We start from the raw sequence: 11,855 nt of genomic DNA on the forward strand, positions 1-11,855 counted from the left end.
CTGGGGTCATTTCTGGTCTTCCTCGCCGAAATCATGGGTTGTGTGTTTCTGCTGCTCTATCCATGTATCGATGTCCTTTCGGGCGAATCGCCACTGACCTCGCACCTTGAACGCAGGTAGTTCTCCAGCCTGGGCCATGGAGTAGACCGTCTTCTCGCCGACCTTTAAGAGCGTGGCGACCTCTTTAACCGTGAACACTTCTTCCCCAAGCATCTGTTCGCTCCTGAAAAGTGACGACGTGGGCAGGTTGGCCGGCATGGTCCTGGCCCAAGATCGGCAGGAAAGAGCAAACTTTACCAAACAATGGAGTAGTCTACTAAGTGTGTTAAATGTTGCACAACACTAAACACCTGAGATAGGATGCGCGGCATGAGTAGCTTTGGAGAGACGATTCGCGACCTTCGGGTGGCACAGAGCCTTGGCTTACGCGAGGCGGCAGGCTTAGTCGGCATTTCGCCGGCCTACTTGAGCCGTATCGAGCGTGGTAAGGAGTCTCCGCCTAGGCCTGAGGTCATCAAAGCTCTAGCGAAGGTGCTGGCGGCAGATCCCGACGTGTTGTTCCGCCTATCGCCTTCGACTGACCCTGAAGTCGTCGACTACTTGCACACGCAGCCTGAAGCGATGGCTTTAGTGCGATACCTCAAGGAGGCGTCATTGCCCGCAGAGGACGTCGCAAAGTTGTTGGAGCTTGCCGAGTCGCTGTCTCGCCCTACCAAGTAGAGAACTGGGCAGGAGGCCTGCAGCAGGCGGCCCGAGTGGATAGTGAGGTGTTGCGATTTCAGTGGGAGCGGCTTCAATGCGCGGGGGATAGGCATGGCACGAATCAGAAAAATCCAGATCGCCAACTTCCGCGGCATCCAGCTGCTGACCTGGTGCCCGACGCCTGGCATCAACTGCCTGATCGGCCCGGGCGACAGCGGCAAGTCCACGGTGCTGGACGCGATCGACCTATGCCTGGGGGCCAGACGCAATGTCCAGTTCTCGGATGCTGACTTCTTCGGCCTGGACATCACAACCCCAATCAGCATCACGCTGACGCTCGGCGACCTCGATGACAGCATGAGGACGCTGGAGGGCTTTGGTGCATTCCTGCGCGGATACCACGCCAACACTGGCGTCGTCGAAGACGAGTCCTCTGCCGGCGCGGAGGTTGTGCTCTGCCTGAACCTGACGGTCGCCAGTGACCTGGAGCCCTCGTGGACCCTCGTCTCCGACCGCGCCGCACAGCAAGGCATCGTCAAGACGCTCGCATGGAAGGATCGCGTCGCCCTGGCGCCCACTCGTATCGGCGCGCTGGCGGACTTCAACCTGGGATGGCAGCGCGGCTCGGTACTGAACCGCATCTCGGAAGAGCGAGCCGACGCGTCGGCCGCCCTCGTCAAGGCCGCCAGAGATGCGCGGAGTGCCTTCGGAGACCAGGCCGAACAACAGTTGGGAGAAGCGCTGGGGATCGTCACCGCCACTGCTCAGGAGCTGGGCGTCAACATCGGCGCTAAGGCCAAGGCGCTGCTGGATTCGCATTCGGTGTCGTTCGGTGGCGGCACCATCTCCCTGCACAACGAAAGCGGCATCCCGCTTCGCAGCCTGGGCGTCGGGTCCACGCGTCTGCTTGTCGCTGGCCTACAGCGCAAGGCGGCCGGTCAGGCGTCGATCGTGCTCTCGGACGAACTGGAGTACGGGCTGGAGCCGCACCGCATCGCGAGGTTCTTGGGCTCCCTCGGCGCCAAGGAGGCCGCTGCTCCGCTTCAGGTGTTCCTCACCACCCACTCACCCGTGGCGCTGAGAGAACTGTCTGGCGGCCAGCTCTTCGTGTTGCGCCGCGGCCCCCTCGGCCATGAGGCTCGCCTGGTCGGCGCCGACAATGACATCCAGAGCACGATCCGCCTCTACCCCGAGGCCTTCCTGGCTGGCTCCGTGGTCGTGTGCGAGGGAGCCAGCGAGATAGGCCTGCTGCGCGGGCTGGACTTATACAGGCTTGACCAGGGGAATGCGTCACTGGCTGCATTGGGCGTGGCCCTCGTCGACTGCGGTGGCGGGGAGCCGGATCGACCGTATGCCCGCGCCGCAGCGTTCCAGTCTCTGGGCTACCGGGTGATGGTGCTGCGCGACGACGACAAGAAGCCCACTCCTGCGGTCGAGCAGGCTTTTGTCGAGAACGGTGGCACCGTCGTCGCCTACCGCGCGGGCCGGGCGCTGGAGGACGAGCTGTTCGGCAGTCTCACGCCGGCTGCCTGCCAGAGGCTGATCGGCTACGCCAACGAATTGCATGGCGACCTGATCGTCGAACACCTGCGCACTGTCTCGAACAACACGCTCACCTTCCAGCAGATCTGGGACGAAATCCAGAACACCGGCCTCCTGTCGGCCGAACGCAGGGCCATCCTTGGTCAGGCGGCGCGCATCCGAAAGGCTGGCTGGTTCAAGCAAATCTCGTGGATGGAGGACGTGGCGAGGACCATCGTTGCACCTGACCTGCATCTTTGCGATCAGGGATTCCGCGCTCTGATGGACCAGGTATTCGGGTGGGCCACTGATGGACCACGTTGAAATCGACCTTCGTGCAATCCAACGCGGAACCGTCACCGCACCGGCCGGCTGCGGCAAGACACAGCTGATTGCCCACGCGCTTGCCGGTCATCGGGGCAACAAGCCCATTCTCGTGCTGACACACACGAATGCCGGGGTCGCGGCCTTGCGTGGCCGGCTGGACCGCGCCGGTGTGCCAGCCAGCGCCTATCGATTGAGCACGATCGATGGCTGGGCCATCCGGCTCATCTCGACCTTTCCGGGCCGCAGCGCCCACGATCCGGAGATTCTGCGGCTGACTGCACCTGCACGGGACTACCCGGCAATCCGCGACGCCGCCTGGAAGCTCCTGCAGGCCGGGCACGTCAGTGAGGTGCTGAAAGCCTCGTATGCGCACCTGATCGTGGATGAGTACCAGGATTGTTCGGTGCCTCAGCACTACATCGTCTATTTCCTCTCGTTGATCTTGCCGACCTGCGTGCTGGGCGACCCCATGCAGGCGATCTTCGGGTTCCGGGGCAATGCACTGGCCGATTGGAACCAGCACGTGTGCGCGCATTTTCCTGTCGTCGGGGAACTGGCAACGCCCTGGCGATGGCGCAACGCCGGCGCGGAAGCGCTGGGACAATGGTTGCTGGAGGCTCGCCGGTTGTTGGCGACGGGGCAGTCGGTGGACCTGCGTAGTGGGCCACCGGAGCATGTGACCTGGATGCAGGCCTTACCACCCAACGACCATGCCCAGCGCCTAGCCGCTGCGAGGACGGCATCGCCAACCGCTGACGGGCGCGTGCTCATCATCGCCGATAGCCGCAACCGAGCAGCACAGCAGAACTTTGCGAGCCAGACGCCGGGCGCTTCGACGGTCGAGGCCGTCGATCTGCAAGACCTCATCGCCTTCGCTAGCAACTTTGATGCGGGGGCACCGAATGCTCTCGCGCAGTTACTGGCGCTGGCGCAGAGCGTCATGACCAATGTGGGCGTGGCGGAGTTGACGCGGCGCCTGGAGTCGTTGGCAAAGGGAACTGCAAGGAATCCTCCGAACGAGGCAGAAAGCCGCGCACTGGCGTTCGGGCGCGCGCCCTCTCTCGCTGCGGCCGCCGCGCTGTTGTCGGAACTGCGGGCACTGCCGAACGTACGTGTGCATAGGCCGGCCATCCTCTACGGGGTGCTTAAGGCGCTCCGGGAAGCCTCGTCGGGGGCCGTCCCTCTGGCAGAAGCGGCCCGGCGCGTGCGGGAAGAGAACCGGCTGTTGGGGCGCCCGCTACCAAAACGCGCCGTCGGCAGCACGCTGTTGCTCAAGGGGCTGGAAGCCGAAGTCGCGGTGCTGCTAAATATCGAGGGTATGAGCGCACAGAACCTTTACGTCGCCATGACCCGTGGGTCGATGAAGGTCGTAGTGTGTAGTCCTGGTCCAACAGTCGGCTAAATGTACTTCTTGAAGCTTGCCGCCACGATGTTCACCGCCAGTCCCAGCAGAAACGCTGCAGGCAGCAGAATCATCAAAGGGTGCAATGACACTGGCAACGCCAGGTAGGTCACCCACGGCAACACCGCCAGCGGCATCAAGGCCGCCTTCGCCCGGTGATAGACGAAGCCCGATTCCCGCCCCGCGCCGAACTTGCGGATGTCGCGGCGAACCAGTCCATCGATCAAGCCGACGAAGGCCGCGAGCAGGAACAGCGGCAGCGTGAGCACCAAGACCAGCAGGCGGACGATAAACGTCAGAACGGTGAAGCCGGCGGCAATCAGATAGCGCTCGGTCCAGACATAGACCTGGGCGAGGTAATAGCGGAAGTCTCGGTGCGCGCCTGGGCTGGGTGCGCTGGCCTGCGCCGAGGCGTCGCGCGTCCAGTCCAGCAAGCCCGTCTTCACGAAAACCCACTCGTAGGTGCCCTCCACCAGCCAGCGCGCGGTGCGTCCCGGCTCCTGCACGACGGCACTCCGGGTGAAATGGGTGGAGAGCTGGTTCAGTTCGTAGTCGAGCATGCCCTGCGCGTGGCGCCAGCCCTGGTCGGGCCAGAACAGGTGCATGCCGACGCATTCGATGACGATGGACAGCAGCAGCGAGGCGACCAACACGCCGAACAGGCGCCATGGCAGCGTGACCACGCTGGCGACCAGGCTGCGCTGGCGTGCCTGCTGTCGCTCGGCGGTCGCGGCGGGCTCTTTCACGATGGCGCCTCTTCATCCGGCGTGCCTTCTTGCACTTCCTCGGCCAGATCCGCTGGCAACGCGTCGTCGTGCGACCGGGGCAGCCCGTTGCCCTCCCACCATTCCCCCGCCTCGGCGTAGTGCTGGCGCATGTAGCCGGCCAGTTGTTGCAGGTCCCGGGGCATGGCTTCGTCCGGATCGGGCGCAGGCAACGGCATGCGGACCTTCCACAGGTTACCGCCTTCGATGAGGGCGAAACACTGCCCCTTGGGCAGGCCGACCACGTGCGCAGGCTCGATGAGTGGCACGCTCGACGTGCTGATGCGGTCCTGCGCGTTGCTGGTGAAGTCGGTCGGACCGTGGATGTCGGAACTGTCGGTGGCGCCGCTGACCAGCGTGGTGGTATAGACCTCCACCTTCGGCAGTTGTCGTGTCAGCAGTTCGGCGGTGGCGGTCTCGCGCACCCGCAGCATGAACAGGTTGTTGAAGTTGCCGATGACCTGGCCGGCCTTGGCGCGATTGCCGATGCGCGCCTCGATGTCCGAGAGCGTCTGCGTATAGGCCGTGACCTGCATGCCTGCACCGCCACCCTTGTTGATGAGCGGGATGAACTCATCGCCCATCAGTTCGTTGAACTCGTCCGCATGGACATTGATGGCGACCTTGGCATTGGCCGATGCTCCAGGCAAGCCATCGTCGATGCCGTGCTTGTAGATGTGCCCCGCTACCGACACCAGGTCGCTGAACATGCTGTTGCCGACGGCCGCCGCCACTTCGGCGTCGGACAGCGCATCCAGCCCCACATAGACCACGGCACGCTTCCTGATGATCTGCATCCAGTCGAAGATCGGGCGCGGGTCAGACAGGTCGGAATAGTTCGGCGCGAGCAGTTGCGCGATCTTGCCGGTGGTGAGCTTCTCCAGCAGCGGCAACAGCGAAGCGACGATCTTGTCGAAGTAAGTGCGGTCGTAGCGCACCGCAGAGCGCAGGCCGTCGAGCACCGCGTCATAGGTTCGCGTCTGCGACAGGTACTGCTCCAGTGCCACCACCCGCTTCTCTCGCCCGACCATGTGGCGCGGGATGGTCTTGTCGTTGAGGCGTCCTTCGAGCTGGACGATCACCTCCCAGGCCTTGGGCTCGGTTCGGGCGAAGAAGTGCTGGGCGTACTCGATGAACAGCGCGTCGATGTTGACGACGTGGCGCTGGATCAGCAGGTAGTCTGGCCGCTGCCCCAGTTCCACTAGGGCACGCGCGATGATGTTGACGAAGCGCCAGGCGAACTCTCGGAACGCGGCGCTGTTGCCCTCGCCGGAAAGCTGCCCCGCAATGCGGGTGGCGACTTCCGAGATGCGCCCGAACCGGCCCACAGCGTTGTAGCGTGCCGAGATGTCGGGCCAGCCCAAGTGGAACACGTACATCTCGCCCTCGCGTCCGGCGCGCCTGGCCTCGACATACATGCGCTTGAGCAGGTCGGCATCGCCCTTGGGATCGAAGACGATCACCACCTCATGCTCGCCATGGATCTTGCGACGGATGTCCTGGGTGATGAACAGTTCGGCCAGGCGCGTCTTGCCCACGCGCGTGGTACCGAGCACCAGGGTGTGGCCCACACGCTCGCCCAGCGGCAGGGTGACGTCGGTCTCGTGCGGCTCGATGCCATGCAGACGCGGCATGCCCCCCACTGGCGGCAACGGCCGGACCGGGTTGAGCGGGCTGTCCCAGGCCAATGCTCGCGCCAGCCTAGGCAGCGGCGGCGGCGCGAACTCCAGCCGCTCCTCCAGGCGGCGCGCCAGGCGGTAGAACGTCGTCGGTTCGGCGTAGCGCCGGAACTCGGGCTTGTAGGTCTGCGTTAGCCGATGGGTGTGTCGTTGTTCCCAGCGGAAGCCACGCCCAACGAACAGGCGGTACTGGCTCACCGGCACGTCGCGGCTCGTCATCACGTAGCGTGGCAGACGACGGATGTGGCGGCGGTAGCGCAGGATGGCCCAGGCGTCGCGCAGGCGAATCGCGCCGAAGGCCAGGAAGGCCAGCGCGCTGCCGCGGCCGAGTACCGGATTCAACGCGAGCGACCACGGTGCCACCACGCACACCACCGCGGCGCCTGCGCATACGGCAACGGTGTATAGCTCCACCGCTGGCCGCAGCAGGACTTCGACGGCGTGCGGCTGGGCCATCGGGCAGTTCTCACTGTTCGATGCCGGTGGCGGTCACCAGCACCGGGTAGTGGCGCAGCCCCAGGCGCTCGGCCAGTTCGTCCCCGGACGCCGGTGCCAGCATCAGCCCGGGCGCCAGGGCACGCAGTGACGCCAGTGCCTGCGGTGACTCGACCTGGACCACCAACCCCACGGCCCCGAGCTCGCGCAGCGCCGGGGCACGCTGGCGCAGCCAGGCATAGGAGCGCTGGTCATCACCAACCAGGAACATCGGAGTGAGCCCAGGCGCCTGGATCGCCCGGGGAGCCACATCGCCAGGGACCAAATGGGCAGAACGCACCGGCAGCATGGCCGCCTCGCCAGAAGGCCCTTCGGGCAGGCGTGGCATCTCGATCCTGGGAGATGGCCTGCTTCCGGTGCGCGGTTGCAGGTCCAGGGCCTGGTAATAAGGCAGCGCGGAGGCACCGCCGTGATCCTCGACGACGATCAAGGGCGGCGATTGTGCGAAAGCGGCTGGCACGGACACGAGCGGCAGCAAGCCGATCAGCCACCGCGTAGCCGGACGGAAGATTCGAGGCTTCATGGCAGGGTTCTCCGGGTATCCGAGCCCCGCGCTGGCTCGCCCAGTACGCGGGCCAAGTGGCGGCCAACACTCTGGCGGTAGCGCGCAGCGGGTGCGCCACCAGCGGGACGGTGGTAGCGGCCGATCGTGATCAGCCAGTCCTGGCCCGGCGCGTGCTGCTCGCGCAGGATCTGCGCGGCCAGCGCCAGGTTCCGATAGGGATCGAGCAGTTCGCAGGGGTGGTCGTAGCGGTGACGCTGGTAGCCCAGGTTGATCTGGCCCAGGCCGGCGTCGATGCGGGTGGGCGGCACGTCGCGCAATGCCTGGTGCAGGCCGGCGCAGGCCTCGGTACGGGTGGCGAATCGACGCGATGCCCCGGCCACGTTGAGCGTCCAGGGCCAGGGCACGAGGCGGTCGTGGTACCGGGTGCCACTCTCCTGCAAGGCCACCGCGTACAACACCGCCGCCGGAATGCCCGCACGCTGTGCCGCGAACTGGTAGGCCGGCGGCGGAACCTCCCCGGCCTTCGCCTGGCCGAGTGCCCAGCAAGCCAGCAGCAGGAGCGCGAGACGCGCGAGGCCTACTGTCGCTGCCATTGGCCGCCGACCTGGCGCACGACGGCGGGCAGTTCGCCCTGCAGGCCGAGGGACAGCCAGCGGCCACCGTCGTGGTTGAGGGTGATGTGCCGTGCGCGCACTTTCGCCGGGTCGATACGGGCCCGGCGTGCCCATTCACGAATGCGCGCGTCGTCGGTGCGACTGCCGACGACATAGACATCGAACTCGACGCCCGACGCCTGCAGCCGCTGCACGGCCTGGTCGCAGGCGGTACAGCCATCCTTCACGAAGACGGCGGTTCGGTCGGTACCTGATGCGATGGTGGTGCCCGCGCCGGTCGGCTTGGCACCGGGTAGGTTGACCCTCGCCATGCCCGGCGCGATCCGTTGCCAGGCGGCGTCGTAGGCACGCTGGTAGGCCAGCGTCTTCTCGACCCGCCGGGCTTCAGCCCGAACCTGCAATTCCGCGTAGCGGCGGCGCTCCTCGTCGGAACGTGCTTCGATACCGAGGGCCGTGAGCGGGTCGAGGCTGGGCGAGTAGACGCCCAGCGGCCCCTGCATCAACTCGCGATAGCGCGTCCATTCATCCGTGCGCAGCCCCCAGTCCTGCGCCCGCTGTTCGTCGCTGCGAGCGATGGCCGCAGGAGCTTCACGGCTCGGCGCCGTCCTGGCCGCGATGGTTGCGCCGGTGGGCTGCGCGAGCGCCGCCTGCATGGCGGAGGCGGCCAGCAATGCAACCAGCAACGTCGGGGTCAAGTGGCGCGGGACCATCGGTGTGGGCCTCCTTATCGGGGCGGGATGGGCAGCCTGCGGATCTCGTCTCCCTGCCGGAAGACGGCGCCATCTCGCTCGATCCCGTCCAGTCGCCAGCCACCCTCCGACTCTCCGGCGCGCAGCAGGCGGACATCGGCCAGCCCGGTGCCATCGGCAGGCATCACCGACACGAAGTGTTCTCCCGCACGCAGTTCCACTCCGATCAGGCGGAATGAAGGCTCAACAGGCTTGGGTTGGGCCGCCACAGGTTGGGATGGCCGTGGTGCGGGCAGCTTGGGCTGGCGCGAGACCCGGCGGGCTTCCAGTCGCGCGACGCGGGTTTCCAATGCGTGCAGCGCATCGGTGGCGGCGTATTGGGCCTGCGCCAGCTCGATCGCCGCCAGCCGCTGGTCCAACGCCGCGGTGTCCTGCTCGTAGCGTGCCTGCGGCAAGGCGGCGGGTTGAGTGTGGCGTTGTTCGATCCGATGCGAGAGACCCTCCAGTCTGGATTCGAGCAGGGACACCTGCGCGGTGGGCGCGAAGGCCTGGGTCTGTTCCGCCAGCCCGGACAAGGCCATGTGATCCACCAGCACCACCGCGCTGACGAGCAACAACCAGGTTGCGGCCGCGACCCGCAGCAGCGTCGTGCGCTGGCCCGTCGCCGAGTCCCGGATGGTCATGGCGAAACCTCCCGGATCAGCGGAGGGGGCTCCGCCGAACGGTTGATTTCCGGTGGCTTGGGCTCGTGCGGCGTATGAGCCTCCCTGAGGCTGCGGATGAAGCACACCTTCCGCTCACCGTCGTCGACCTGCAGATCCCAGGCGGGGCCGGCCAGGGTCAAGAGCGCGTCGCGCAGCAGGACCGGGCCGAGCCGGTAGTGAGCCGCCGGCAGCGGCGAGGCCAGCAGATCGGCAGACTGCTCATCGCACAGCCGGTAGCCGGAACGCAGGACGAGGTGCCGGAGGGCATCCCCGACGGTGGCGCCCAGCGTGCCGGGGATCTCCACATCCACCACTTGCAGCAACAGGTCGTGCTGGGCCGCCGTCGGCGCGAGTTCAACCAGGGTGTAGCGGCCATACCGCGTCACCGGCACGAACTCCGCCACGGCTTCGGACGCGATGTCGACGGCTTCGGATGCGGGTGCCGGAGACACAGCGTTCGTCGTTGCGCAGCCGCTGGCCATGGCGGCCAGGAGCAAGCCGGGCAAACGGATCAGATGGCTGCGTACGGCGATACGGAAGGGCTGGCGGGATGGGCGCATGGATCGGTGTCCTGAAACAACGAGCCATCACCATCGCCGCGCAGGCCCTTTGTCACAGCAAACAAAGCGAATCCGTCGGCTCCCGATTTGCCGAAAGCAATGCCGGCAACCACGCGGTCGTCAGGATGCATGTCGGGATCATGCCGCGGCGAATGGTCGTGCCGGGGCGATCTCGCCGCCTAACGCCGCGTCCGATCGTTGATCACGATATAGAAGACAGCCGGCTCGCCGCCTTCATTTCGGAACTCATGCACGCAATCCGAAGGAAAGAACAACGTGTCTCCGGCAGCGACGTCGAAGCGCCTTCCGTCGATGACCACGGTAAGCGCCCCCTCATGCACGACGAGAAACTCCTCCACGCCCGCATGGTGCGGGGGGAACTCGACGGACTTGCCCGGAGGCAACACGTTGAAGGCCAGATCGACCGCGCCATCCTCGAACAGCGGCGAAAGAGAACGGCGTTCAAAGCCGGAAGCGGGATCGTGATAGACCGCCTGGCGCTCCCTGCCATGCAGCCTGGGCTGGCGCGCATGGAATCCCCCCAGGAGTTGAGACAGGCTGACCTGCAGTGCCGCGGCAAGCTTGCCCAGCACCGTGGCAGTGGGAACCGAGGCGCCACGTTCGATCTTGGAGATCATCGCGCGGCTCACGCCCGACAACGCCCCGAGCCGATCGAGGGTGAGCTGCGCTTCCAGGCGCAGACGTCGAAGATTGGCTGGGAGCGCTTCGGCGCGCTCACCTTTCGGCCTGGTCGGGGGAGCGGAGGAGTTCGGCATGGGCTGCGATCAAGTCAGGATGGATGCGTGGAGTCTCGATGGCGCTGAAATCGATCGCGCCACGAATTTCTACTATAGTAGAAATTCTCAACTTCAAACAGGAGCATGGCCATGCGTCTTCTGGTGCTGGGTGCAGGTGGGATCGGGGGCTATTTCGGCGGGCGTCTGGCCGCGGCCGGCGTGGACGTGCGTTTCCTGGTGCGGCCGAGACGCGCCGCACAACTCGCCGAGACCGGGCTCGTCATCAAGAGCCCTTTGGGTGACCTGACCCTTCCCGTAAAAACAGTCGTCGAGGCACCGCCGTCCGTGGATGCCGTGCTGCTGGCCTGCAAGGCCTACGATCTTGAGGGCGCGATGACTGCCATCGCGCCCGCCATCGGCCCCTCGACATGCATCGTTCCGCTGCTCAATGGGGTGCGGCATCTGGATCACCTGGATGCGCGCTTCGGCGCCGAGCGCGTTCTGGGCGGCCTGTGCCACATCGGTGTTGCGCTCGGCCCGGCCGGTGAAATCCAGCATCTCAACACGCTGCAGCGCCTCGCCCACGGCGCACGCACCTACAGCCAGCAGGACGCGGCGCAGGCGCTGCATGGATTGATGGAGCGCGGCGGTTTCGCACCTGTGTTGAGCCAGGACATCCTGCAGGAGATGTGGGAGAAGTTCGTATTCCTCACGACCTATGCCGGCATGACCACGCTGATGCGCGCGCCCGTTGGCGCAATCGTGAAGGCACAAGATGGCGAAGCGCTGGTGCGCCAGATGCTTTGCGAATGCGTGGCTACCGCCGCCGCCTCAGGGTACATCCCATCGCAGGACGCCTATGCCCGCATGTTCACGACGTTGTCCGAGCGCGGGTCCACCGGCACCGCATCGATGCTGCGCGATCTGCAACGTGGTGGCCCCACCGAGCATGAGCACATCATTGGGGACATGCTGCGTCGTGCGCATGAAGCTCGACTGGATGCGCCGCTGCTGAGGGTGAGCCTTGCACACATGCAGGCCTACGAGGCGACCCGCATGGCCCATGGCGGTGGATGAGGCCCTGTCTTCCACTTCCCGGATCGATGTCACCGTCAGGATGGCCAAAAAAGAACGGCCCCCAGAGGAGCCGTTGAAG

14 protein-coding genes are annotated in these 11,855 nt (G+C 65.7%); 4 read left to right on the forward strand and 10 right to left on the reverse strand.

Features of this window, described 5'->3' with window-relative positions:
- Positions 1-6 precede the first annotated feature (6 nt).
- On the reverse strand, positions 7-213 hold the full coding sequence (mads1, locus tag ACYAF3_RS04105; protein ID WP_024889608.1) for a methylation-associated defense system helix-turn-helix domain-containing protein MAD1: 207 nt from the start codon (positions 211-213) through the stop codon (positions 7-9).
- A 156-nt stretch (positions 214-369) separates the two neighbouring features.
- On the opposite strand from mads1, the gene ACYAF3_RS04110 reads away from it, so the two are divergent.
- From ACYAF3_RS04110 to ACYAF3_RS04120, 3 genes are all read left to right on the forward strand, one after another.
- Entirely contained in the window at positions 370-720 is a 351-nt protein-coding gene (locus ACYAF3_RS04110; RefSeq protein ID WP_024889609.1) for a helix-turn-helix domain-containing protein, read from the forward strand.
- Between the two features lie 93 nt (positions 721-813).
- The gene (locus tag ACYAF3_RS04115; protein ID WP_474727529.1) at positions 814-2,547 is read left to right on the forward strand and encodes an ATP-dependent nuclease; all 1,734 of its coding nucleotides are present in this window, start codon (positions 814-816) and stop codon (positions 2,545-2,547) included.
- Positions 2,534-3,952 (forward strand): UvrD-helicase domain-containing protein, encoded by a 1,419-nt coding sequence (locus ACYAF3_RS04120; protein WP_217980146.1) that lies wholly within the window; start codon positions 2,534-2,536, stop codon positions 3,950-3,952. The genes ACYAF3_RS04115 and ACYAF3_RS04120 overlap by 14 nt, the downstream gene beginning before the upstream one ends.
- Here ACYAF3_RS04120 and ACYAF3_RS04125 read toward each other — a convergent pair.
- From ACYAF3_RS04125 to ACYAF3_RS04165, 9 genes are all read right to left on the reverse strand, one after another.
- On the reverse strand, positions 3,949-4,698 hold the full coding sequence (locus ACYAF3_RS04125; protein ID WP_150084287.1) for a TIGR03747 family integrating conjugative element membrane protein: 750 nt from the start codon (positions 4,696-4,698) through the stop codon (positions 3,949-3,951). The two genes, ACYAF3_RS04120 and ACYAF3_RS04125, sit on opposite strands and share 4 nt — an antisense overlap.
- Entirely contained in the window at positions 4,695-6,851 is a 2,157-nt protein-coding gene (gene traD / locus ACYAF3_RS04130) for a type IV conjugative transfer system coupling protein TraD (protein WP_474727532.1), read from the reverse strand. Before traD ends, ACYAF3_RS04125 begins: the two co-directional genes overlap by 4 nt.
- Positions 6,852-6,861: 10 nt before the next feature.
- The gene (locus tag ACYAF3_RS04135; RefSeq protein ID WP_474727534.1) at positions 6,862-7,413 is read right to left on the reverse strand and encodes an integrating conjugative element protein; all 552 of its coding nucleotides are present in this window, start codon (positions 7,411-7,413) and stop codon (positions 6,862-6,864) included.
- Entirely contained in the window at positions 7,410-7,988 is a 579-nt protein-coding gene (locus ACYAF3_RS04140; RefSeq protein ID WP_009463805.1) for a lysozyme family protein, read from the reverse strand. The genes ACYAF3_RS04135 and ACYAF3_RS04140 overlap by 4 nt, the downstream gene beginning before the upstream one ends.
- The gene (locus tag ACYAF3_RS04145) at positions 7,973-8,662 is read right to left on the reverse strand and encodes a TIGR03759 family integrating conjugative element protein (RefSeq protein WP_474727913.1); all 690 of its coding nucleotides are present in this window, start codon (positions 8,660-8,662) and stop codon (positions 7,973-7,975) included. Before ACYAF3_RS04145 ends, ACYAF3_RS04140 begins: the two co-directional genes overlap by 16 nt.
- Positions 8,663-8,733: 71 nt before the next feature.
- Entirely contained in the window at positions 8,734-9,381 is a 648-nt protein-coding gene (locus ACYAF3_RS04150; RefSeq protein WP_474727536.1) for a hypothetical protein, read from the reverse strand.
- Positions 9,378-9,962: a PFGI-1 class ICE element type IV pilus protein PilL2 gene (gene pilL2 / locus ACYAF3_RS04155; RefSeq protein WP_474727538.1), complete on the reverse strand. Its 585-nt coding sequence runs from the start codon at positions 9,960-9,962 to the stop codon at positions 9,378-9,380. The genes ACYAF3_RS04150 and pilL2 overlap by 4 nt, the downstream gene beginning before the upstream one ends.
- Positions 9,914-10,093, reverse strand: coding sequence for a hypothetical protein (locus tag ACYAF3_RS04160; protein ID WP_474727540.1), 180 nt, complete (start codon positions 10,091-10,093; stop codon positions 9,914-9,916). The genes pilL2 and ACYAF3_RS04160 overlap by 49 nt, the downstream gene beginning before the upstream one ends.
- Before the next feature lie 48 nt (positions 10,094-10,141).
- A complete protein-coding gene (locus ACYAF3_RS04165; protein ID WP_474727541.1) occupies positions 10,142-10,738 on the reverse strand; it encodes a helix-turn-helix domain-containing protein in 597 nt (198 codons plus the stop codon).
- 111 nt (positions 10,739-10,849) lie between these two features.
- Here ACYAF3_RS04165 and panE point away from each other — a divergent pair, with 111 nt between their 5' ends.
- Positions 10,850-11,776 carry a 2-dehydropantoate 2-reductase gene (panE, locus tag ACYAF3_RS04170; protein WP_474727543.1) on the forward strand — a complete coding sequence of 309 codons (927 nt, stop codon included), beginning with the start codon at positions 10,850-10,852 and terminating at the stop codon, positions 11,774-11,776.
- The last annotated feature ends 79 nt before the right edge of the window (positions 11,777-11,855 follow it).

It is taken from the genome of Pseudomonas sp. TZ252, assembly GCF_056110345.1.